The sequence below is a fragment of the Fervidobacterium riparium genome (genome assembly GCF_025370035.1).
GTDB classification, from domain to species: Bacteria; Thermotogota; Thermotogae; order Thermotogales; family Fervidobacteriaceae; genus Fervidobacterium; species Fervidobacterium gondwanense.
In genome coordinates, this window is record NZ_CP009277.1 from 696596 (window position 1) to 720532 (window position 23937).

General features: G+C 38.8%; 25 protein-coding genes. 6 read left to right on the forward strand and 19 right to left on the reverse strand.

What is annotated here, in order from left to right; all coding sequences use genetic code 11:
• Positions 1 to 83 precede the first annotated feature (83 nt).
• The 7 genes from IB67_RS03090 to IB67_RS03120 form a co-directional block, all read right to left on the reverse strand.
• A complete protein-coding gene (locus tag IB67_RS03090; RefSeq protein WP_072759392.1) occupies positions 84 to 1199 on the reverse strand; it encodes a DUF3798 domain-containing protein in 1116 nt (371 codons plus the stop codon).
• Between the two features lie 152 nt (positions 1200 to 1351).
• The gene (locus tag IB67_RS03095) at positions 1352 to 1894 is read right to left on the reverse strand and encodes a thermonuclease family protein (RefSeq protein ID WP_245789567.1); all 543 of its coding nucleotides are present in this window, start codon (positions 1892 to 1894) and stop codon (positions 1352 to 1354) included.
• Between the two features lie 15 nt (positions 1895 to 1909).
• On the reverse strand, positions 1910 to 3136 hold the full coding sequence (locus IB67_RS03100; protein WP_072759387.1) for a M48 family metallopeptidase: 1227 nt from the start codon (positions 3134 to 3136) through the stop codon (positions 1910 to 1912).
• A 20-nt stretch (positions 3137 to 3156) separates the two neighbouring features.
• Positions 3157 to 3990, reverse strand: coding sequence for an energy-coupling factor ABC transporter ATP-binding protein (locus tag IB67_RS03105; RefSeq protein ID WP_245789565.1), 834 nt, complete (start codon positions 3988 to 3990; stop codon positions 3157 to 3159).
• A gap of 16 nt (positions 3991 to 4006) precedes the next feature.
• Complete coding sequence (locus IB67_RS03110) at positions 4007 to 4861, reverse strand: energy-coupling factor ABC transporter ATP-binding protein (protein ID WP_245789563.1); 855 nt, start codon at positions 4859 to 4861, stop codon at positions 4007 to 4009.
• Positions 4843 to 5625, reverse strand: coding sequence for an energy-coupling factor transporter transmembrane component T family protein (locus IB67_RS03115; RefSeq protein ID WP_072759385.1), 783 nt, complete (start codon positions 5623 to 5625; stop codon positions 4843 to 4845). Before IB67_RS03115 ends, IB67_RS03110 begins: the two co-directional genes overlap by 19 nt.
• A gap of 24 nt (positions 5626 to 5649) precedes the next feature.
• Positions 5650 to 6222 (reverse strand): ECF transporter S component, encoded by a 573-nt coding sequence (locus IB67_RS03120; RefSeq protein ID WP_072759383.1) that lies wholly within the window; start codon positions 6220 to 6222, stop codon positions 5650 to 5652.
• A 169-nt stretch (positions 6223 to 6391) separates the two neighbouring features.
• On the opposite strand from IB67_RS03120, the gene sufC reads away from it, so the two are divergent.
• From sufC to mscL, 6 genes are read left to right on the forward strand one after another with little or no spacing between them, the layout of a single operon-like run.
• A complete protein-coding gene (gene sufC, locus IB67_RS03125) occupies positions 6392 to 7144 on the forward strand; it encodes a Fe-S cluster assembly ATPase SufC (RefSeq protein ID WP_072759380.1) in 753 nt (250 codons plus the stop codon).
• 15 nt (positions 7145 to 7159) lie between these two features.
• Positions 7160 to 8569 carry a Fe-S cluster assembly protein SufB gene (gene sufB / locus IB67_RS03130; RefSeq protein ID WP_072759378.1) on the forward strand — a complete coding sequence of 470 codons (1410 nt, stop codon included), beginning with the start codon at positions 7160 to 7162 and terminating at the stop codon, positions 8567 to 8569.
• Between the two features lie 24 nt (positions 8570 to 8593).
• On the forward strand, positions 8594 to 9739 hold the full coding sequence (locus tag IB67_RS03135; protein WP_178137753.1) for a SufD family Fe-S cluster assembly protein: 1146 nt from the start codon (positions 8594 to 8596) through the stop codon (positions 9737 to 9739).
• Complete coding sequence (locus IB67_RS03140; RefSeq protein WP_498875454.1) at positions 9714 to 10973, forward strand: SufS family cysteine desulfurase; 1260 nt, start codon at positions 9714 to 9716, stop codon at positions 10971 to 10973. Before IB67_RS03135 ends, IB67_RS03140 begins: the two co-directional genes overlap by 26 nt.
• A complete protein-coding gene (gene sufU / locus IB67_RS03145) occupies positions 10970 to 11380 on the forward strand; it encodes a Fe-S cluster assembly sulfur transfer protein SufU (RefSeq protein WP_498875455.1) in 411 nt (136 codons plus the stop codon). The genes IB67_RS03140 and sufU overlap by 4 nt, the downstream gene beginning before the upstream one ends.
• A 27-nt stretch (positions 11381 to 11407) precedes the next feature.
• Positions 11408 to 11761, forward strand: a complete 354-nt coding sequence (gene mscL, locus IB67_RS03150) for a large conductance mechanosensitive channel protein MscL (protein ID WP_498875456.1) — start codon at positions 11408 to 11410, stop codon at positions 11759 to 11761.
• Between the two features lie 43 nt (positions 11762 to 11804).
• Here mscL and amrB read toward each other — a convergent pair whose 3' ends face one another.
• The 12 genes from amrB to IB67_RS03210 all read right to left on the reverse strand — a co-directional run bounded on the left by amrB (position 11805) and on the right by IB67_RS03210 (position 23932).
• Positions 11805 to 12605 carry an AmmeMemoRadiSam system protein B gene (gene amrB, locus IB67_RS03155; RefSeq protein WP_498875457.1) on the reverse strand — a complete coding sequence of 267 codons (801 nt, stop codon included), beginning with the start codon at positions 12603 to 12605 and terminating at the stop codon, positions 11805 to 11807.
• A gap of 114 nt (positions 12606 to 12719) precedes the next feature.
• Positions 12720 to 17210, reverse strand: a complete 4491-nt coding sequence (locus IB67_RS03160) for a type II secretion system protein GspD (RefSeq protein ID WP_498875458.1) — start codon at positions 17208 to 17210, stop codon at positions 12720 to 12722.
• Between the two features lie 28 nt (positions 17211 to 17238).
• A complete protein-coding gene (locus IB67_RS03165) occupies positions 17239 to 17805 on the reverse strand; it encodes a hypothetical protein (RefSeq protein WP_498875459.1) in 567 nt (188 codons plus the stop codon).
• The gene (locus IB67_RS03170; protein ID WP_498875460.1) at positions 17792 to 18217 is read right to left on the reverse strand and encodes a hypothetical protein; all 426 of its coding nucleotides are present in this window, start codon (positions 18215 to 18217) and stop codon (positions 17792 to 17794) included. The genes IB67_RS03165 and IB67_RS03170 overlap by 14 nt, the downstream gene beginning before the upstream one ends.
• Positions 18214 to 18774 carry a hypothetical protein gene (locus IB67_RS03175; protein WP_498875461.1) on the reverse strand — a complete coding sequence of 187 codons (561 nt, stop codon included), beginning with the start codon at positions 18772 to 18774 and terminating at the stop codon, positions 18214 to 18216. The genes IB67_RS03170 and IB67_RS03175 overlap by 4 nt, the downstream gene beginning before the upstream one ends.
• The gene (locus IB67_RS03180) at positions 18746 to 19663 is read right to left on the reverse strand and encodes a hypothetical protein (protein WP_498875462.1); all 918 of its coding nucleotides are present in this window, start codon (positions 19661 to 19663) and stop codon (positions 18746 to 18748) included. The genes IB67_RS03175 and IB67_RS03180 overlap by 29 nt, the downstream gene beginning before the upstream one ends.
• The gene (locus IB67_RS03185; RefSeq protein ID WP_498875463.1) at positions 19663 to 20004 is read right to left on the reverse strand and encodes a hypothetical protein; all 342 of its coding nucleotides are present in this window, start codon (positions 20002 to 20004) and stop codon (positions 19663 to 19665) included. The genes IB67_RS03180 and IB67_RS03185 overlap by 1 nt, the downstream gene beginning before the upstream one ends.
• Before the next feature lie 56 nt (positions 20005 to 20060).
• Positions 20061 to 21284 (reverse strand): type II secretion system F family protein, encoded by a 1224-nt coding sequence (locus tag IB67_RS03190; protein ID WP_498875464.1) that lies wholly within the window; start codon positions 21282 to 21284, stop codon positions 20061 to 20063.
• 18 nt (positions 21285 to 21302) lie between these two features.
• Complete coding sequence (locus IB67_RS03195; RefSeq protein WP_498875465.1) at positions 21303 to 21986, reverse strand: energy-coupling factor ABC transporter ATP-binding protein; 684 nt, start codon at positions 21984 to 21986, stop codon at positions 21303 to 21305.
• 47 nt (positions 21987 to 22033) lie between these two features.
• Positions 22034 to 22666 (reverse strand): class I SAM-dependent methyltransferase, encoded by a 633-nt coding sequence (locus IB67_RS03200; RefSeq protein ID WP_498875466.1) that lies wholly within the window; start codon positions 22664 to 22666, stop codon positions 22034 to 22036.
• 26 nt (positions 22667 to 22692) lie between these two features.
• The gene (locus IB67_RS03205) at positions 22693 to 23799 is read right to left on the reverse strand and encodes a sensor domain-containing diguanylate cyclase (protein WP_498875467.1); all 1107 of its coding nucleotides are present in this window, start codon (positions 23797 to 23799) and stop codon (positions 22693 to 22695) included.
• A complete protein-coding gene (locus tag IB67_RS03210) occupies positions 23780 to 23932 on the reverse strand; it encodes a hypothetical protein (RefSeq protein ID WP_498875468.1) in 153 nt (50 codons plus the stop codon). The genes IB67_RS03205 and IB67_RS03210 overlap by 20 nt, the downstream gene beginning before the upstream one ends.
• Between the last annotated feature and the right edge of the window lie 5 nt (positions 23933 to 23937).

Below are 23937 nucleotides of genomic sequence, written 5' to 3' on the forward strand. Positions count from 1 at the left end.
ATGGTTAAACTAATGCACGGTTATTAATATAAGGTGTCGGCAAAATGCCGACACCTATTTAGGTTTAAATATGGATCACCGAATTAGAATTTGTCAACCCCAAATATTACTGACTTGTGGATGAACATGTAGTAGTTCTTGTATGGGCTGAGTGTTCTTGCCTCAAGTGCTGCTTTTGGATACTTTGTCTTTGCGGCTTCTGTAACGATGAGTTTTATACCATTTAAGTTTGTTGGGCTGACTTTCTTCTGGACCAAGTTCTTAGCAATTTCCACGCCTGCTTCAACAAAGAGCATGTTCATTGGAACTGGCCATGTTGCAAATCTTCCTGCACCGCCCATTTCAACGATCTTTTGGTTGACTACTTTCAATATGTATGTCATATCGCCTTTCTTGTCTTCAGGAATGGATATACCAAGAGTTCCAGGGAATCCGTGCGTTGGTGATGGACAGCATGGTTCGAGGTAGTAACCGCCATGTTTAAGTATAGCTTTCTGGAGAGGTTCTTGCATACCGCAGTTTGTTGAGAAGAAACCTGTCTTTGGACCGTATTTTGCGAGTTGTCTTGGAACGTCTTCAAGAATGAATTGTTGTGCACCTGTTAAACCCTGTTCTCCAAGTGGGTCTGGAGCGGAAACAAATACGAAGTTTATGCCCATTTCCTTAGCTGTCTTTTCCATTATGTCTCTTCTTTCAGCTAAGAGTTTGTAGCTCATGTGTCTTGGGAAAGAATAGTGAATTATCGTTTCGACACCCATCTTCTTTGCAAGCTCGACTATCGTCTTTCCACGACCTGGGGTATCAACCTCAAGAATCACATCTGCTGCTGGTGAGATGACACCTGGATCTTCGTGTGGCACTCCGACAACAAAGACAATATCTTTTCTCATTTCTTTAACTCTTCTTATTGCCGCTGTTGTTCCTGGTACTCCTTGGCATATGACGATAGCCTTTACCTGTGGGTCGTACGCAAGTTCCACAATTCTTGCTATCGTTGTTTCTTGCTCTTGCATGAATTTGTCTGGATATGTCACGTGGATGATCTCTTTACCGTACTTCTTAACTACAGCCTCAGCTCCGCGGTACTCATCTTCACCTTGAGAAACCGTTCCCGTAACAACTCCGATCTTGAATCCAAGAGCTGCGTAAAGCGATGAAACAAGAAGAACAGCTACAAGCAAAACAAGAAGTTTCTTCATATCCTACCCCTCCCTCGGTATAGTGTGGAACACTCAAATTATATCATATCATTGTGGAACGTTCCAAATTCTCTATGTAACATATATTACTGCTCTCGGCCGTTTTAAATGTCAGATTCCAAAGCACTGATAGAATAATGTTTTCAACAACTTTATTTGCTATTTCTCTTCTTGTTATACCCCCACAATCCTTTGTTATTTTCTCTCGCTTCGCGTTGGTATTCTATAAAATAATCCACATATTTAACATTAGGTTGAACTGTCATTACTTGCGCATACCCTTCGAGCAACAATATGGCATTGAACATTTTCTTTCTAATTTCTTCATTTGTTCTATCTTTCGGTTTCTCGAGCCAGACATACGCAAGAAGTCTTCCGTACCTATCCTTTTCTCCAACATCAAATTCAAGATATACAGTTCTGCCCGTTAAGAACTTTTTTGTAAAAGCCTTCGCTTCCGGACCGTAATATTCCACTTTCTTCACCGGGTGTTTCGTTTCAGGTGTGTTAACACCTATAAGCCGGACTTTGTACTCTTCCCCGGCTATACTGACTTTGATTGTATCTCCGTCTATAACTTCTAATACTGTTGCTTTTTTGAATTCACCCTGTTGCTGTAAGAAAAGAACAATCAGCACAATTATCGCTGTAACTAAGCTTCCGAGAGATATGGTTTGCTTTCTCCTTCTTGCCACACGCATTACCCCTTTTCAAATTTTCAGCTCCAAAAGATGTTTTATTCTCTCTTCTGGAGCCGGATGCGAGTAATGCCATGCTTTGTATAGAGGCATAGGGTTCGGGTTGGACAGATTCTCTTTTACAAGCCTTTTCAAAGATGAGATCAAAGGCTCGGATGTTCCTAAGAGCTTTGCGGAATATTCATCCGCTTCGTACTCCATTTTTCGAGAGAAGAAGTTAACCAAAGGCTCAATGAAGAACATCAAAGAAGAGATGAATATGAAAGCGTAGGCAAAGTTTGTGTATGGTTGTGATGCTCCAAAAATTTTGGCACTGTTTATAAAGTTGTACGTCCAGTTTGTGAGATATAAGACGAAAGCTATGAATAAAGCGTTGAGAATTATTAGCTTAGGCAAGTGCCTTCTCACATGATGTCCGAGCTCATGTGCTACAACTGCTAATATTTCGTCATGCGAATAGCTCAGGATTGTATCGAACAACACAAGTCTTCTCGATTTTCCTATGCCTGTAACATATGCATTTTGCTTCTTAGTTCTTCTTGATGCATCCATTTTGAAGATATTTGGAACTTTGATTTTTGCTCTATTGAGTATCTGATTTATCTTCTCTTCAAGCTCTTCATCTTCAAGTTTTGAGAACTTATAGAACAGCGGAGCTATAAGTATGGGCTGTATGAAAGAGAAGAATAAAATGAAAAGAATTGCGAATAGTGATAGCTGCCACCACCACACCGTATATTTGATAACCATCATAATTACAGCAATTATCGGAAAGCCTATTGCAGCTGCCAACAATGTGCTTATTATTTCATCTCTCGCGAATAGTTTCGGCGTAGTGGTGTTGAATCCGTATTTCTGTTCTATCACGAAAGTTGAGTAAACCTTGAATGGCAATTCGACAATTTTCTCGATCAAATAATACAAAGCAAAGAACAATATGGCTTGAAGTATCACTGAACTTTTTGCTGATACAACATTCTCTAACAGCGGGAAAATTTTCAAGATAAGAACCAAATCAACAGCAAGGCTCACAAGTTTGCTAAGAATTCCGAAGTAGGTCCTGTCTTTTAAATAGCTCTTCGCCTTTGCAAAATCTTCCATTGTCAATTTGTCTTTCAAAACTTCAGGAATAATCGAAGCTGGACTTAAAGTATACCTGAGATTTAACCAATCGAGCAAGATATCCCAAACAGCTCTTACTACAATTACGGCTACGAAAATAAGAGCGAAAGTGTTCATAAAACTCCCCCTTAGATGATTTATATATTTTCTTGACCTCTCTCAAGAATTTCAAAAATACTTCTCGGTGTTCTATCTAAAACCCTGCTCAATCTTATTATCCAAGGTGTTTCAAGATGCGACTTTTGGATTATTTCGTCATCGCCCAATACTTTCTCGGTCTCACCATCTGAGACTATAATCCCTTCGTTAAATACTATTGTTCTTTCAAAATTCTCAAGGACAAAATCCATATCGTGCGTGATAGTTATAACACTCTTTCCGTTCTTTATAAGCTCTTGGATAATTTCACCCAATCTCTTTACAGAATACCTATCCTGAGCGATCGTTGGCTCGTCTAAGATCAGAATGTCTGGCTCCATAGCAAGCACCGATGCAAGACAGAGGAGTTTTCTCTCAGATAGTGTCAAATCGTACGGATGGTCATGCTCACGGCCATTTAGCCCGACAATTTCAAGAGCTTTGATAGACTTTTTGTAAGCCTCCTGCTTATCTTTTAAAATGTTTAGTGGTCCAAACATAACTTCATCTATCACTTTGCTTTTGAATATCTGGTCTGATGGATTTTGGAAGACGAGCCCTATGACTTTTGAAAGTTCTGCCACTGTCTTATCCTTTGTGTTCATACCGCAGACAAAAATATCGCCCTTAGAGGGTGTCAGAAGACCTTTTAAAAGCTTGACGAATGTTGTCTTACCCGCTCCGTTTTGCCCTACGATTGCAGTAGGCCTGCTGTCGATTTCAACGGATATATTTTTTAATACATACTCTTCATCTTTGTAGGTGAAGTACAGATTCTGAACGGTTATCAGTGATTTTTCAAATTTAGATTCTAAACTGCTCGTAATGTTCACCTCTTGAAATCTAAGTCTATGCTATACCATTCAGCGACCTTATCAGTTGAACGGTTTCATCAAACTTCACCGGATAATATCCGCTTTGATTTCTAATATTCAGCTTTTTGCAAAAAGACGTGTAAATTGGCATACCTACTCCATAAGTCTCAACCTCTTCCATTGAGAATACCTTCTCCGGCTCATCGTATGCTATTAATTTTCCATCATTTAAGAATAATATTCTGTCTGCATATTCCACGAGTTTTTCCAATTTGTGCTCAACCAAAATGATTGTGAAACCGCTTTTTCTCAGCTCGGTTAATATCTCGAAGACTTCGACAGTTCCCTGTGGGTCGAGTTGAGATGTAGGTTCGTCCAAAATTATCACTTCAGGCTCAAGCACCAACATACTCGCTATTGCCAACCTCTGCAATTGCCCGCCAGAGAGTTCAAATGGATTTTCGAATTTTTTCTCCCAAAGCCCCACTCTTTTCAAAATGGCTTCAACTTTCTCAATCATCTCATCTCTCTCGATCCCAAGGTTTTCAAGACCGAAAGCAACTTCTTCGAACACCGTCATTTTTGCCCCACTTATCTGTGAAAAAGGATTTTGAAGCACTAAACCTACCTTTTTAATAACATCTCGCCTTGACATTTCAAGCACGTCTACACCATCGATAAGAACAGAACCAAGGCGCTTACCACGGAAAAGCTTTGGTGCGAGCCCTGATATAGAGAGGCATAATGTCGATTTTCCAGAACCATTTCGCCCGATGACTCCAACAAATTCACCTTTTGAAACGCTAAACGAGATATTCTCTATGGCAAACCTCTGCGCAGTTGGATAGCGATAGCTCAAGTTATCAACAACTATCTTTGGATTATCCACAACAAGCCCCTCCATGCAATTGCAAATATAACCAATGTCTTTGTAAACATTTTTATCCATCTATCAGCATGGCTCTCAACAACAGGGTTTACAAATGTTCTTGTCCCTTCAATGCTGAAGCCTCTCAGTTCGATAGCTACCGCCCTCTCACGTGCCTCCACAAGCGAACTCAAAACGAGAGGTCCTATGAGTGCGAAGAACGCTCTCAATTTTTTTAAAACACTACCTTCTGTATCGAGTCCCCTTGATTTCTGCGCATCTATTATCGTGTAGGATGTTGAAATCATCTGGGGTATGACTTGAAGAACAGAAGACAAGACGTATCCAAATCTCGGTGAAAGTCCGTTTTGAACAAGATCCGTAACCAAATCAGAAGGTTTGGTTGTGAGAATCAATATTCCAAACGAAACTATCATGTTGAAAACCCTGAGTATCAATAATAAAGCGTGAATCAGACCCTCTTTGTAAAAATGAAACTTCCAAAGCGAAAAAACGAGTGTTTCATTGCCTTGATAGTACATGCCTTGTATGAAGAGCATTGTAAGAGAAACGATAAGCACAGCACCGATTAGCTTTAACATATGTCGAAATACCTTTGCTACTAAAGATAGTAATAAAGATATGGATAGGAGCACTGCTCCTATCCACAATGAACTAAATAAGAATGCTATTATAACTGATGAAAAAGCGTACCAGAGCTTCGTGGAAGGTGCAAGCTTATGAACTGGCGTATCATTTTCAACATAAAGACTCAGTACCTTCAACTTTTAATCTCCCCAAGTTTATGATTATTCTTCTCTGAACGAGCTTACCAACGATTTCGGAAGCGCTTTGAATATTCCAAATGCTATGTAGACGGTGAGTACCTTATCGACAAGGTCAACAACAAGCTCATCGAAGAACGAAGCAGGCCATATACCCACATTCTTTGATCTCAGAAACGCAAAGAGTGCATCTCCCCAAACATTGCCTGTCTGTCCTTCCCAGAATATCACGTTGATTGGAACAGATATAACCGTCGCAACGAGTGCAATAATTAGACCGCTTATGAGCGCCCTGAGAGCGTTCTCAAACATCTTGCCCTTATAGAGCAAACCAGCTGCTACACCTATACCTATGCTCGTGAGCGCGTAGATGAAGGAAACGGGTCCCATCGTCAAGCCGTATATTATGTTGTTGATAGCACCGCTTATTCCGCCGACAACTGGACCGGCAAGCATCGCCGCAAGAACTGTACCTATCGAATCAAGCCAAAGTGGTAACTTGAGCAATTCGGCAAAGAACTTACCCGCATAGTTTATACCCACCGCAACTGGTATAAGTACAAGAACCATCGTGTTGAACTTTGAAGACTTTTCCATACCCTTCCCCTCCTTAAAATCAGGTAGTCTTTTCTATATCAATATTATACCATTTTCTGCTTTCTATTCAAAATTTGTACGTTATCTACTTTACAACTCTGAATGGTGTGGTATAATAAATTAGGAAAACCTAAGTAACTAATAAAATTGAATATACGGAGGTGCTTTTATGCTTCTGCAAGTAAAGGATTTAGTGGCGAAGTTGAGCGAATCGGATAAGGTAATTCTCAAAGGTGTGAATCTTGAAATTAATCCCGGTGAAGTGCACGCAATAATGGGACCGAACGGTTCTGGAAAGTCTACTCTGGCAAATGTGATAATGGGAAATCCGAAATATGAGGTTGTCTCTGGAGACATATTTTTTGAGGGCGAATCAATACTCGAGCTGAGAACGGACGAGCGCGCTCAGAGAGGTATAATGATGACATTCCAGAATCCATACGAAATAGAGGGCGTTAAACTTGACCAGCTCCTGCTCATAGCTTACAGAAAACTCCACGGAGAAGATAAGACTTTCTTCCAGCTCGATAAGGAGATGAAGTCCATATTAAACGATGTTTCTCTTCCTTCTGAGTTCCTTGAAAGGTTCGTAAATCTTGGATTTTCTGGTGGGGAAAGGAAGAAGGGCGAAATTCTCCAAGCAAGGTTCTTAAAACCAAAGCTCTTAATATTGGACGAAATAGATTCTGGACTTGATGTCGATGCGTTGAGAATAGTCGCTTCTCAGATTAACAAGCTAAAAGAAGAGGGAACTTCTCTGCTCATAATAACCCACTACGCGAGGATTCTTAATTACTTAGACGTTGATAAAGTGCACGTTTACGTCGACGGTAAGGTTGCTCTCACGGGCGACAAGTCGTTAGCTTATGAAGTTGAAGAGACTGGCTATGCAATAGTCAACGGCTCTTCGCAAAATGCATAATGAGGGGGCGAAAATATGAGTGACCTCCATGAACTTCTGTACGAATTAAAGAGAAAAGAGAATTTCGAGCTGAAAGTCAATGTACCCGCAGCGTTGAGACTTCCTGCAGGGCTCAACAAGAAGTTGGTGTATGAAATATCCGAGGCTAAAAATGAGCCAAGCTGGATGTTAGAACACAGGCTTAAATCATTCGATATATTCGAAAAGTGGCACGAACCGGACTGGGGCGTTACAAGAGACGAACTCGATCTTTCAAAAATAGTTCCGTACGTTAAACCGAATGCCAATAAGACAACGACGTGGGAGGAAGTTCCTGAAGAAATCAAACAAGCGTTCGATAAACTGGGAATTCCAGAAGCAGAACGCAAGTACTTAGCTGGCGTCGGCGCTCAGTTCGATTCCGAAATGATATACAAGAACATAAAAGAAGAGCTGAAAAAGCTCGGAGTAATATTCATAGATATAGAAACAGCGGTTAAAGAGTATCCTGATCTTCTGAAAGAGTATTTCATGAAGCTTGTTCCACCAACGGATAACAAATACGCTGCACTGCACGGTGCTCTGTGGAGCGGTGGAACGTTCTTGTACGTTCCGAAGGGCGTGAAAGTTCCTCTACCGCTGCAGTCATACTTCCTTTTTGGAAATCCCGGCGGTGGACAATTCGAACATACCGTAATAATAGCCGACGAAGGTAGCGAGGTAACTTACATCGAAGGTTGTACTGCTCCAAAGTACGATGTTGTGAACCTGCACGTCGGAACAGTTGAAGTGTACGTCAAAAAGGGCGCAAAGCTCAAATACCTGACGATGCAAAACTGGAGCAAGAATATGTTCAATTTGGAGATTAAGAGAGCGATAGCTGAAGATGATGCCGTAATGACCTGGGTGTCAGGTTCGTTTGGAAGTTACAAAACGATGGTCTATCCAGCAACGATACTCAAAGGTGACAATTCTGTCTCTGAGAACGTGTCTATATCGTTCGCAGGACCGGGTCAGCATATAGATACTGGCTCAAAGGTTATACACATAGGTAAGAACACCCGCTCTACAGTTGATGCAAGGAGCATAAGCATCGGCGGTGGATGGTCTTTCTACCGAGGACTGTTAAAGATCATGGAGAACGCAAAGCACTCAAAAGCGAGCGTCAGCTGTACAGGTTTAATGATAGATAATAAGTCTAAGAGCGATACAGTACCAATAATCGAGATACACAACACCGACTCAGATGTAGGGCACGAAGCGAAGATCGGCAGGATAAAAGACGAGCAGATATTCTACCTGATGAGCAGAGGATTGAGCGAGCTTGAGGCAAAGGGGCTCATTGTAAAAGGATTCATACAGCCAGTCGTGCAGGAACTTCCATTTGAATATGCAATCGAGTTGAATAGGCTCGTCGATATGGAAATAGAATCGTCCATAGGCTGATGGATCATAAGGATGGTGAAGATAATGGAGAAAGTTGAAAGAATAGAAAAGACATTAAGGTTGAGTCATCAGAATCTCAGAGCAATAGTGCCTCAAAGGAAGACGATGGACATTGCTGATTATCCTGTCGATGATTTTAAACCGAGCGGGAACAACCTCTTGGACGAATGGAGAATAAAAAGGCTATCTGAATATCTGACATACAAGTTTCCTGTATGGAAGAGAACTGGCTTAAAGAATCTTACACTTCCAAATATTCTTCCTTATAAGGGACTTGAGACAATAGACGAAGAAGCTCTTGAATTGCTCGAGAGTATGGATTTCGAAGGTAGCGATAGGAAATTTGTTCTTCTTGCAGATGTTTTCTCTTCAAGCGGAGATTACATTGTAGTCGAAGAAGACACCAAGCTTATCATAAACGACATTAGCCAGTACGATAACACTTTAATCGATGTCAGAAAAGGAAAATTAGAACTCGTTAGACTCGTACAAAATCCGTTCCATATAGGCAATTTAAGGATTAAAATCAGAGAAGGAACAGAAGTAAATCTATATAACTTGTACATTGGACCATCGAATGGAGAATTGATCGTCTCGAACGTTTTCATAGATGTTGAAGATAACTCAAAATTGATAGTGAAAGATTTCTATTTTGGTGGTAAAATAAATGCTGGATACTTCGGTGTCAGGTTGAACGGCGAGAATTCTTACGCAGATGTGAAACCTTACTATCTTGGGAGCACAAAGACGGTCATTGATATTCTCTATCTAATGAGATTTTACAAACCGAACAGTTACGGCAATGTAGATGCGAAAGGTGTCTTGGCTGAGGAATCAAAGGTCGTATTCAGAGGCATAATGGACATACTCAGCGGTGCAAAGGAAGTTGAAGCACACCAAAGCAACCACGCAACTCTTATTTCTGAAAAGGCAAAAGTCGATGCAATACCGAGCCTTATGGTCGACGAAAACGACGTCGTAGCTTCACACGCTGCAAGCAGTTCACCAATAGACGAAAGTATGGTGTTTTACTTGATGACAAGAGGAATACCTATGAAAGATGCGCAGAATTTGATAGTTAGGGGTGTATTTGAAACACTAAAAGAAGAACTAACAGCTTACAATCTGGAAGGGGTTGTTGAGAATGCACTCAACAGTGTGGTCAGATGAAGATTTTTGTAAAATATTGTCTGATTTTCCTTCATTGAGCAGAGAAATAAATGGAAAGAGATTAGTTTATCTTGATAATGCAGCAAGTACTTTGAAAAGTAAATCCGTCATCGAGAAGATGGCGGATTTTTACCTTTACCACTATTCAAATATCCACAGAGCTGTCCACACACTGGCAAGCGAAGCTACCGTCGAATACGAAAACGCTCGAGAAAAGGTTGCCAAGTTTCTGAATGCAGAAAGCACTGAAGTCATCTTCACAAGCGGGACAACTATGGGAATTAATTTTTTGGTGAATTCTCTTGTTAAAAGTGGATTGTTAAGCTCTGGCGATACTGTATTACTTTCACAAGTTGAGCACCACGCAAATCTCGTTCCTTGGGTCAGGCTTTCGAAATTCTATGGCTTCAAGGTTGAATATATCGAAGCTGACGAGAAAGGGGTAATAACAACCGAAGCTATACGAGAGGCAAAGAAGCACAAGCCGAAAATCGTATCTATCACAGGCCAGTCGAACGTAACAGGTCAACAGATGCCTCTGGAACTCATCAGGGAAACTTTTAACGATTCGATTTTAATAATAGACGGGGCACAGTTAGTCCCGCACAAGAAAATCGATGTTAAAAAGTTGAACATAGACTTTCTCGTTTTTTCAGGGCACAAGATGATCGCTCCAACCGGTATTGGTGTGCTCTATGGTAAGAAGGAGCTCCTTGAAAGGCTTGAACCTTTCTTTTATGGCGGAGAGATGATTGATAAAGTAACCTTTGATGACGTGTCATTCAATGTCCTGCCTTACAAATTCGAAGCTGGTACTCAGCATATAGCTGGAGCTGTTGGACTTGGCTATACTTTAGACTACCTCGAAAATCTCGGTTTTGAAAAGATAGAAAGGCATATTGAAGAGCTGTCGTCTTACATACTCTCCGAGCTCATGAAACTCGATTTCGTGGAAATATATGGACCGATTGATAATTCGCACAAGTCTTTGGTATCATTTAATGTAGCTGGCGTGCATCCACACGATGTTGCACATATCCTCGATGAAAACTTTGGCGTTGCAACAAGGAGCGGACATCATTGTACACAACCGTTGATGAGCGTGCTTAGAAAAGGGTCAAAAATTGACTTTCCAAATTCTACGGTAAGGGCAAGCGTGTATTTCTACAACACGAAGGAAGATATTGATGTTTTGATTGAAGGACTAAAAAATGTGAAGAGGTGGTTTGAATGATATATTCAGAATTCATCATGGATTACTCAAAACTCAAGAAGTTCCATGGAAAGATAGAAAATGCGCATAAGATTGAGGAAGGTAAGAACCTATCTTGCGGCGATGAAGTAAAATTGTACTTTTTGTTCAATGGAGATAAAATAGTCGATGTAAAGTTCGAAGGGCATGGATGTGCAATAAGCCAAGCTTCGACAAATGTCATGATTGAACAACTCATAGGAAAGACAAAACAAGAGGCAATCGAAATAATGAAAAACGCAGAGAATATGATGCTCGGCAAAGAATTCGACGAGAACGTACTTGGACCTATCGTGAATTTTTACGATGTGAAGAACTACCCGATGCGCGTAAAGTGCTTCTTGCTTCCTTGGAAAACACTCGAACTTGCTTTGAATGAGGAGAAATAGGATATTTTATAGAGAGGGGGATGGAATATGAAAAAGATCATTAAAGAATTCTCTGACTTTTTGAAGCAGTACAACGTTATAGGCTTGGCTGTTGCAATTATCATCGGTGGAAAGTTGAACCAGCTCGTTACGTCTTTTGTTAATGACCTGCTCATGCCTGCGATATTCCAACCAGTTTTGACAAGGGCACGCATTGGGAAAATTGAAGACTTACAGTGGCACGGAATCTTCTGGGGTAAAGTTGTATCGGCTGCGATCGATTTTCTGATCGTTGCGTTTCTTGTTTTCATACTCGTGAGAGCACTTAATAAAGCTGCTGAAAGAGCGAGAATAGCTGCTGAACTAGCCGCAAAAAAGATAGAAGAAAAGGTAAAGAAATAAAACAAACCTGGGGAGTCCCCAGGTTTGTTTTTATCTCACAAAATCACCAAAGAACGAAAGAGGCATAGCCAACTGTGTACGAATAGTCTTGAGAAAACTCTGCACTTGTTGTATGGTAAACAAGCCTTATATTTTCAAATAAACTCCTCACAACACTCACAGGTCCCGGTCCACACATGGTTATATCGTATTTTTTCAAATCGCTGTAAAGTCCTTCCAAATCGCCATTTAGAATTCTGTTTATAGCGATCTCGTCTTTTTGAATCGTCAAATCGTGGGAGTCATAGTGGTTGAAATCGGAAGAGGCAACCACCAAGGTTTCCGGATATTCTTTAAGTATTTCTCTAATCTTTCCTGCTACAATCTTGACTGTTGAAAGACGCTGTTCCATCATACATATTGGCACCAAAGAAAATTCGCCAAATGCATGCAAAAGTAATGGTAGTTGAACTTCTATGGAATGTTCATACATATGAGCCATTTCATCTGAATATATCACTTCTTCATCCACAAGCTTCTTTGCCATCTCCTCGTTTACCTTGACACTTCCGATGGGTGTATTCCATGAGCCGCTCGTCCAAACGGAGACGGACATACCATAACCAGTGTGATTGGGTCCAAGAATTATAACGTTTTTCGGTCTGCCAAAATTTAAGGCTTCTTTTATACCGAGCCCTGCCGTCTTTCCGCTGTAAACGTAACCCGCGTGTGGCAATATCAATCCGACCGGGTATTTTAAGAAATCAACGTTTTTCTTTTCCCCTATGAACGCTTGGCACATGCTCAAAAGTTGGTTAGGAGTACCTGGATAAAACTTACCAGCAACAACTGGCTTTCTATCCATAACTCTCCTTCCCTTCATTAAGGAATTCTTGTTAAATTATAGCACAGATAGTATTATAAAACAAAAGTCTCCCACACTTCAGTGGGAGACTTATGACTATTCAGCGAAATATCTTCATTGTTCCACTATCTTTGCCGTCAAGAATATTACAATATTTCTCTGCTCTGTGCTTTCCTTAACACCTCTGAAAAGCCAACCGATTATCGGTAAATCACCCAAAATTGGAATTTTCCATTCTGATTTGCTCATCTCTTCCCTTGCAAGGCCACCGATGATTAAAGTCTGTCCGTCTTTCAGCGTTATCTTCGTTTCCACTTCTCTTTTATTGCTCTTCGGCAAGCCGCCGATTACAACGGAATAGTCAAAATTACCAACAGCTGTTTTCAGGTTGATATCAATGGTGTTATCTGGGTTCACAAACGGTACGATATTTAATTCAATACCGGTTTCGAGGTTTATTATTTCTTCAGTTGTTCCTTGCTCAGTTTTCCTTGTCAATTTTACTGGTATAGAATCGCCTATAAATATACGTGCATTATCACCGCTTTTTGCCATAATGTTGGGGCTTGCCAAAAGTTTTCCTCTGCCAGATGTTGCCTTAGGTGTAATGATTTCAGTGCCTGAAGTCTGGAAAGAAATCTCGGCGTTGTCCAAAATCTTGTTCCACAGCTCTTGAATATCCACAAAGTCTGTGATTTTGAATTTTAAGCTCAGGCCACCTGTTCCTATAGATATATAATCAGCAGACTTTAAGAGGAGTGACATGTCAAAGCCTAAGCTGCTCAAAAGTGACTCGTCAACAACCTTTGCTTCAATTGAGACCGCTTTAACCTTGGAGACTTTGTCTATCACTCTGTTGATGTCGTCAACATTTTTTGGATCAAGATCATACGCAATTATTAAACCTGCATCAGTATTAACAAGAGCCTTTCCGCCGTAAAATTCTATCAGTTCCTTAACCTTATCTGCACCGCGAGTAACGTTGAAAGTGTATGTAGTTCTTATCTTAGTCGCCTCCGGAGTTGTGTCGACAACATAAATATTCCCTGTTCTCCTAATTGATATGCCATAATTCAATATTATCGAAGTGAAAGATTCAAAATCAACATCGGCAATTGACATTGTAGCATTCGCATTGATTGGTTTGGAAAATACAACGGAATAGCCTAAACTTTCAAAAACATTCCTTATAACGTTAGAGATTGGTTCATTTTCCACCTTTATGCTTATCAGCCCATTCTTTATAGATACCTTTTCATCGCTAACCTTTTTTACAGGCGACACGTAAACGATATTCCCAACTTCTTTTATATCAGCAAACTCCGAAAATACTTTTTTAAATGTCTCATAATCCACATCTTTAAGATAAATTGAGTAGACCGTTGTCTGTACATTCTCCATTTTGTAAGACTTTCCAAGTTTTGATAACACTTGCGATATAATTTCGCCGACGTTCTTATTCGTTGCATTTATGCTTATCAAACCATTGTCCACAGAAACTTCTTCCTGCTGGATCGCTGTTGGAGTACCAGCCTGAGTACCTACTGGAATAACAGATTGTTTAGGAGTCGCTACGGAGATTATGTATACTCCATCTTTGAGTTCGTAATCAATCCCATACTCTTTCAATCTTTCAAAAAGCACACCGATGCTCGGTACTAAGATTCTTAATGATACTGATGTTTGAACATCATCTTTAAGCAGCACTTGCTCTGAAAGCAATTTTGAAACTTCTAAAATCAGATCAGACATCTTCTTGGTTTTAACATCAACAAGCAAATTCTCGCCAATGAAGTTGTACTCTCCATCCTTTTTGAATTGCGTTATCTCTGAGGTTATTTTCTCTAAGCTTTCCTCTCTTCCTACAAGGTATAATTTCTCGCCAACTCTGAAATATTTTACATTTGGATCAAAGACCGAAATCACCGTTTCTATATCTTTCGACTCAAGCTGAGTGTAAAGACTTCGCAACGTTCTCTTTTCTTCGGAGAATTGAGAAACGAAATTTCTGACATCGTTAATCTGATTTACAGAACCTATAATGAAGTATCCGAGAGCAGTTTTTATCGTTTGAACACCGTAAAGTGTCTTTATGAGAGAATCCAATTCATCGGCATAATTCAAAAGTGCGTATCTTTTTTGAGTATCCGCAAAGTTTGAGATGAATGATTTGACAGAGTCAATTTGTTCGTCTGTACCATAAATAACATATCCCTGTGGAACTTTGTAAGTATCTACTTTATACAATGTTTTTACGACACTATCTAACTCGTCTGCGTATGTCAGGACTTCGTATCTCAATGTAGGCGTTATTGTTAACTTCTCAATTTCACTCTTCAATCTCAAAATATCGTTCTGTTGCCCTTTTAAGTAAACGGTATCGCCTATCTGTTCAGTCTCAATGGTTAAACCTATAATCCTCGCCAATTTTTCTATGTCTTCCTTCTTCATATTATTTTGAACCTTGACTGAATCAACGAAAATTGTGTAATTGAGGGATTTCAAATACGCAGCTGCGCGAAGAACGTTATCGCTTGAACCAACAACATAAGCTTTATTTATGTCTCCGAAATATTCAATGTTTACGTTATAGACTTTCTTGATGTAGTCTATGTGAGTTTGAGTAAGTTTTGCAATAGGTTCTACAACTGTGCTGCTAAGTGTTTGAATGTACTGTTGAGCTTTTAGTACATCACTTTCTCTACCCACTACGTATGATGTATCGCCAACGTTGTAGATCTTGACATTAAATAGCTCCTCTACCATGCTCTTTGCATTAGATTCAACCTGAGCAACTCTCACTATCTGTTGCTGACTTGAAAATTTATCAAGAAAACCCTTTGCGGCACTTGCCTGGGGACCATATAGTACCAGTTGACCTTCTATTCCGAACGTTCTTACTCCATATATCTCTTCAACCAATTTCTTCGCATCTGGACTGTATTGATCCTGGAGTACGATTATTTCTTTTCCATATAATTTTCTTATGTTCTCAATGCTCTTCCTCACGCTGTCCTCTTCAAATTTGCTCACTGTAATAATCAAATAACCGTCTGATATGGTTACTGGATAACCTGTTATCTTTGTTAGTACTTCTGCAGATGGATCTTCTGGAGTTACCTTAATGACAAGGTTAACAATATTCTCAGCAATAGCTTTCTTCAACCTTTTAATCTCATCAATTCTACCGCTCACAAGTTTCGTACCGTCAGAGAAGGTTTGAAGAACAGTAACGTTGAATTTTTTCAAAAATTCATTATCTACTCTCACAATATCTCTCGCATCGCCAGCAAGATCAACAAATTGCATAAACCTCTTGTAGATCGTTTCGTTAACAAAGATAGTTATGAAAACTCTCCCATCCGAAGACTGGAGTGAATAATCTTCATCCTTTATCTCGAAGTACGAAATTGCTCTTTTCACTACATCTTCGGGAACGTCATCAAAGACAAGTCTCCAGGGATTTCCTATGGTTGGGTCAGCTGACAGGGTTTGGATGGTTTTTTCGTATCCAGCAGGAATATAAACGAAACTTCCAACGACTTTAGGTTCAAATTCAGGATAAAGTATTTTGAATGCGTTTGCAACTCTTATTGGATAATTAACCTGAACAGGTACATAATTTATCTTTTCCTCTTTCACAACAGGTTTGTATGATCTTACAAGTTCCTCAACTTGTTTAACATCGGCTCCATAAACTGCTACGCTTTTCTGACTTGGTAGAATGACGTATTTTATATCATATATCTGAGATAGCCTTTTCATATAATCATCTATTTCTTGATCGCTTGCAGTGTATGGAATGTAGTACCAACTTATCTTCGCGGTCGGTATTAAAGCCTCTGTCAATAATCTGTACTCACGCACACCGCCGTATACAAATAGCTTTGACTTGTCTTTTGAATATGCAGCATAAGCACCTGTACCAAGTATCGCTCTCAACTTTTCTGCGTCGATCTGACCATCATAAATTTGCCAGAATGTCGCAAAATTTCTGGATATCTCTTCTGCCGAGCCGAAATACAGTGTTCCATCTGATGAATATGCGTAAGATAGACCTGTTGTAGTAAGTATGCCTCTTATAGTGTCTTCAACTGTTGAATTATCGAATTTCATATTTAAATCCTTGCCTTTTGCACTATCATAGACAACAGTTTTCAGACCGAAGAAATCCGCGAATTCTTTAAAAAAGAGCTCCGTCTTTAACCCGATAAAACTTCCACTGATTCTTTTACTTGACATACTTATAGGAAATCTAATGTAGATTTTCGTACCAGATGTGTCTACACTCGAATTTACCGGAGTAAGTGTATAAATAAAAAGATTGAGCTTTCCATCAATAGGTATCACATGGACACCTTCAACACTTCCAGAAGAGACTGGGAGATAAGCGGAGGAGTATACAGCTTCATCTATCAAGAAATAATGAACAGTCTTGCTCTCGTTCTTTCCAAAATATACAATCTTAGGCGATTTATTGAATGTAAGTGTAATCACAACTTGATTTGAGGTTGTAGTGAAATTAATGTCAATTAACGAGGCAATCGCAAGTTCTGAGACGAAGATTAAGAAAAATGCTAAAAATATCCTGTTCAATTTTTTCAAGTTTATCCCCCCATTTTAGTTAACAGTGTCACTGGCTACCAATATATTTCAACATCTTTATCTTTCCATCCTGAGTATCCAAAACAACAAGGATTGTTGGTTTCACAACTATCGATTTGTATCTTTCTTCTATCAACTCATTTTCGTCGTAGCTCTTAACTACACCCCCTGCTCGAATAAATAATTTTCTAACCTCCTTCTTGCCTGTATTGAAACTCATATAACCGTGGTACTGAAATTCTGGTGATGAAATATCTTCGACATAGTTAGTTTCTAATATTGAAGCATCAATTTTAACTAAATACGGAGAGAACAGATTTTTTCTCCCGTCTTCTTCGATTCTAATGTCTGAAAGCTTAGATAATTGATTTTCAATTTCCATTACCGAGAGATCCAATGGCGCAGTTGTGCCTTGCTGCCGTTGAGAAGCAGAAACTGGCGCAGAGGCCGGTGCGGTCTGAGCAGTCTGATTTGAAACTGGAGTTACAGCAGCTGCCGGTTTTGGTGAATTCATCCTAATTAAAACAAATATGGCAACTGCCCAAACTCCAACGAGTATGACAAGTAATATAATTGTACGCTTATTGATTGCCAACGTATTCACCCCCACCTGCAATTATCTTAACTTGATAAACGGTAGGGGTTTCAACGAAAATAAGCGGTGATTGGAGATCAGAACTAACATAAAGATAATCTATTCTTAAAATCTTCCTGTTAAATAGCTCGGACAAGATTTTAAGAAGCTCAGAATCGGTAACATACTTTTCAACAATAAACGAGGGGACGTTCTCTACTTCCTTCTTGAAATTCGCCAAAATCTCTGATTCTTTATTCAGAACATCTAACTTCTGATAGGCACTATTAGTACTATCTATCTCGTTTCTTAAATTATCTATGTATGACTTAACTGACTTTTGAAAATTCAAAAAACTTAGTACAACTGAAACAACAAGAATGAGCAGTGCTACAATTTCTGCTATTCTTTTATCTATAACTACCTTGTTCATTTCATCCCTCCTAAACTGTAATGATAATATTTGATATTGGAAATGAAATTCCTCTCTTCAACGAGATTTACTGACACATTGTTATAAAACTTTGAAAGCTCGTTATAAATTGTTGATGTAGAAACCTTCGTTTCGATACCATACTCATAAAAATCCACATAAAAAGTTGTGCCGTCGTATATTATTTTAGTTATGTACACCTGATTTGGAATATTACTAAGTTGCGTTAGTATGTATTTCACAAAGAAAAAACTCTTGAAACTATCAGTGACATATGTGCGTATTGAACTATTTGCAATCTCTAAGTCTGTGGCTTTTTTCTGAAAAGAGAGCTTGAGCATCTGTACTTGGTTTGGGAGGCTTTCGTAATCAAAATTAGTAATATTATTAAAAACGATCGGATTATTTTTCAACAACTTCTCAGCTTGCATTACTTTCCACTGATTTGAGAATAGAAAGATAGAAATAGATGGTAAGAGACTAATCATTAATACAATTAAAAAAGTTTCAATTTTGAGTACCTTTCTCCTACCAGGTGATAGATTTAACCTTTCCAAGTTCTATACCCCCTCTGTAAAGGAGCCCGTATTCTGAAAGTCTGATAGGGCTTTTCGGATGAATATTAAATACCGGTTCAACGTACTTAATCGTTTCGCTTTGTGAATGAACTGCCAAGCTCTTAACTATTGATGAATCGCATAAAATGCTAAAACCTGTAATTTTATCTAGGGTGATTTTCTCAATCTCAGTTGTATTCACAGATATTGTAATTTCTCTTTCTAAAATTCCTATGATGTCGTCACTTATCGCCTCGACTATCTTTCTCGCACTCTCCAGCAATTCCTCATTTCCACTACTCTCTATTTCGTACAATTCAAATCCAGTCTCTTCTTTAACTATATGGCTCACTTCATTTACAGTAATATCTAACATTCTCATATTCAATATCGAATTACCATTCATCACCACTATTCCCGAAGAAGTCTCACCTATAACTATATAAACCCAATAACCCGGCAATTTTTTTATAAGCAGAAGCTCAGCAAGTATATTCGGGTATGATACGTCAGGAACAAAGTTAATGTTGTTTAAATCCAAGAACCTTTTAAAATCAGAGTTTTTAACAAACACGACAAAGCTTTTTCCAAAGTAAGGGCATACGCAACCGACAGTAATATCTTCTTCTATACCCGTCGCTCTTCTTACTTCATATTCAGCTGCTCTTATCATATCATTAGTTTTTTTGACAGGTGGCAATTCCAAAAATAGAGTTTGAATTATATCCCATGGAATATTCATTACTATAAGATCTTCAGGATCTGGTGGCACAATTCCTTGGTGATACCCTCTTATTTTGATTTTTCCATAACGTACAAAACCTAAAATAGTTCTTTTCGAATTCTCACTTATGTTGTACGCAACTACTCGTTTTCGGAACAGTCCCACTATTTCACCCCCGAAGAGATACTTGAGATACTCAAAAATATGGGCTCTACTGCAACAGAGTTGTAAGTATCTGACCTTACCCACTTGAAAGACATAACTATGAGGTTCGAAAGAGTTGGTTCGGTAGGTCGCATAAAAGAAAACATGCTCGTGGAGATAACCAAGCATTCATTAGATTTATATGTTTTCTGCAATTCTCCCTTCCATAATCCAGAGTAGACAGCTGTTTCGACATATTGGTTCGATAAATCAATGTCTGCTGCATTAAGAAATGTTGTTACGAAAAAAGTAAAAAGTATCCCCAATATGAGAATGACCACGCTTAGTTCAACTATATTCACTATGGTCACCCTCCACTTGTGTCATTACATCATTGTAAACTATCCTTATCTTCCATTCATTTTCCAAACTGTCCTTGCATTTGGAAAATTGTTGAATACATGGTAAAAGCTATGAAAGCTATGAAAAGCCCGACAAATGCAATCATCATTGGTTCTATTAAGCTCACCAACTTTTTTGTGTCAGATAGTATCTCTTCTTCATAGAAATCGGCAACCTTCTCCATCACAGTGTCGAGCTGACCCGTTTGCTCACCTGTTCCAACCATTTCGTAGACGATCTGAGGGAAAATGTTGGTTTTTCTTAGAGCTTCTTTAAGGCCACTACCAGCCTTAACGTCATCAGTAACCTTAGACATTATTGCTATAAACCTTGGGTTATTCGAAGCTTTAGCAGCCATGTCAAGGGCATTTACCATTGCAACGCCACTTCCTATTAAGACTCCAAGTGTCCTTGTGAATCTCTCATTTGCCATCTTCTGTCTCAGTTTTCGAATAGGAGGTATCATGTTACCAACAAAATCTTTAACGTAAGTACCGTATACCGTGTCCATGAAGAATTTTAAACCTATACCCAAAACAATAACTATTGGAAGCAAAATGTACCAGTAATTTGTGAAGATGTGATTCAACTTTACAAGCATCCCAAGAACTCCACCTTGAGGAGTTGTGCCAAAGACTGAGATAAGCCTCGGAAGAATAAATACAGATATAACTATAACAACTGCGACAGCAAAGCCAAGAATAAACATCGGGTAAGCCATGGATGATTTCACTTGTTCTCTGAGCCTGTTAACACCTTCATAGTAATTCGCAACTTTTTTCATTGTAACATCTAAAACTCCACCTTCTTCACCGGCACGTACCATGTTTATAAATATAGAGTCAAAAATGCCTTGACGTTCCAGTGCATCTGAAAATGACATGCCACCTTTCATATCTGAACCTATTTCTCTTAGGGCATTTCTAAATTTCTTAGAAAAGACTTCCTGTTCTGAAAGCGTCATAATAGCATCAACAAGCCTTAAGCCAGCTGACACCATCGTCTCAAGCTGTCTTGCAAAGAGCACAACATCCTTTATTTTGGCTTGGAAAACTCGCTTCTTTCCACTGCTTTTGCGCACAACACTAATTGCTGCTGCTTTTTGACTTTTCTCGACAATATCAGTAACAAGAACGCCCTGTGCTTTTAATCTATCAAGTGCCTCTTTAAAATTCTCTGCCTGAATTATGCCTTTGAGCTTTTTACCGCTCCTGTCTATTCCTCTATATTCGAATACCAAATGTATACCTCCCTAAACTTATCTAACAACCTGAAGACTTAAATTTTGGTGCGTTATTTTGCCGTTGTCTAAAACTATCGTCCGATCACACAAATCAGTGAAAAGCTCAGGTTCGTGACTGGTTATCAAAAAACCTCTACCTTGCTTTTTGAACTTTTCAAGAATGTCCCTTACAGCTAGCACACCAAACAGATCGAGTCCAGCTGTAGGTTCATCAAAAATTAAGAACTCAGGTTCATGCAACAATATGGAGGCTATCGCAACCTTTCTTTGCTCACCGCCTGAGAGTTTGAAAGGTGATTGTTCAAGTATAGATTCTGGTAGACCGACTATGCTTAGCATTTTTTTAATCCTATGCTTATCGTAAGGAATGTTAAAGTTCTTCGCTGCATATGTAATTTCATCCTCGACTGTTTCGCTGAAAAACTGCCTTTCAGGAATTTGAAATGAAACACCGAATTTTTTGCGGTACTCATATGGATTTTCAAAAGGGTCAGAGCCATCGTAACGTATTATTCCAGTAGTAGGTTTAATAAGCAAATCCAAAAGATATATCAGGGTCGTTTTTCCTGAACCTGTATTTCCAACCAAAAGAATAGTCTCATTTGTATCAAAGTCTATATTAATATCTGACAAAGCTACTTTTTCGACATCCGTTCCTTTTTCAAAAACGACAGACACATCCTTAAGTTCTATATGCACTTAAATCACTCCAGTATTTGATTGCAAGAGTTGACACCTGAAAAAAGTTACTGATTCTTTTTCGAAATGTATATCCTTATTCCTCCCTCTTTCCATATGTCTTCAGCATTACCGAATATTTCATTCATGTACTTCTTTATCCGTTCCCCGCCTTTATTGTGATAAGCTACAAGCTGGAGAGTCCCACCCGCATTCAGATGTTCAAATGCGCCTTCAATTAGTTTCATCCAAACTTCCTTACCCGCAACTATGGGTGGATTAGAAATAATATGATCAAACTTCATGTCACTCCAAGGTTCATACAAATTACCTTGCCTTATGTCGGCTTCGATATTGTTATCTTTTGCATTTATCTTTGCGAATTCAACTGCTCTCTTGTTTATGTCGGACATAAACAGCTCTACTTTCGGCTCTTCCTTTTTAATGATTATACCGATGACACCGTATCCGCAACCTACGTCTAAAACTTTTCCAAAGACAGGTGCATGATGATTTATGAGTATTTCAGTTGCTTTATCAAGCGCGCCAAAAGAGTAGACGCCTGATGGGCTTTTAAATATGTACAGGTGTCCATTCTTTAGCTTTACTTGTACTTCTTTAACTTTCAATATGGTGCTTGGCTCCTCTGTGTAGTAATGCTCGAAAGAATTCTTTCTATTTTCTGATGAACCGCTATACATTTTTTACCCCTCCAAATGTTGAAAAATCAAACAGTATGAATTGTTTCTCTTATTTCTATAACCTTTTTGTAAGCTCTCTCCTGCGCTTTTGTAAGTAAAGAATCGAAATCTTTTCCATCTGTGCCATATTCGGCAATTCCCATTTGCAATTTCAGATCAACTCCTAACTTTCTTGAAAGTTGGTGCAGATTTTCTTCAATCCTTTTTTGTATAGCAAATGGCGCTTCTTTTGACAAACTCAGCACTGCAAATTCATCTCCACCTACTCGGGCTAAGACATCACTTCGTCGAATACTCTTTGACAAAGCCTTTGAAAGTTTTTTCAGCACCTCATCTCCCACTTCAAAACCATAGACACGATTTATGGTCTCCAAATCTTTTATATCAAAACAAATCATATAGAGTTTACTCGACAACCTTTTTGAAATTTCACAGTACTTTTCAAAATAATTGACAAGGAACTTCCTGTTCGGGAGATAAGTCAAATTGTCAAACAATCTCATTCTTTCTATTTCTACGTTCTTCTCCTTCACCGTTCTCACCAACTCAAAGCGCTCAACAGCTATTGAAAGCAGATCACCAATCATTTCAGCAACACTTTCAAAGCCGGTCTTTTCAAAAATCTCTTCATCCTTCCAAGTATCAAGATTGAAGAATCCGATTATCCTTCTTTGATACCTAATTGGAATTGATATAAATGCCTTTATACTATTGATAGATTCTATTTTGTCTTTGAATCTTTCAATAATTATTTCCTCGTCCTCGCCAAGTTTTACTGCAAGTTCTTTCAGCAAATCAACGCTCCTATGTTTCATAACATAAACCCTTTTAAAACGTCTCACATAGACTTCTTCGGGTGAATATCTTATTTTATCCAAAATGTCATAACTATGATTATATGCAGCAACGTAATAAAAATATCCATCATCATCGCTCATAAGTACGCTGCCACTATCGACAAAACTGATGTTATCTACAGCGATTTTTAACAACTCTTCAAAGTCCTTCCTTTTAAGAGAAGTCTCACGTTCAGTAGCTATTTTTAACAAGTATTCACTAAACATCATAAACATGCTTTTTATTTCAGTTGAGTATGATTGTTTAATAAGTGTCTTATTTTTTGCTTGATTCACTTTCATCACCCCTTGACGTGAATTTTACAAATAAAGTTACCAATATAAAGAATATGAATAATACAACTATCAGAGATACATAGCCAGTCAAACCTACTTGAAGAGCCTTAATGAAATTATCCAGTTTGCTCATAATAC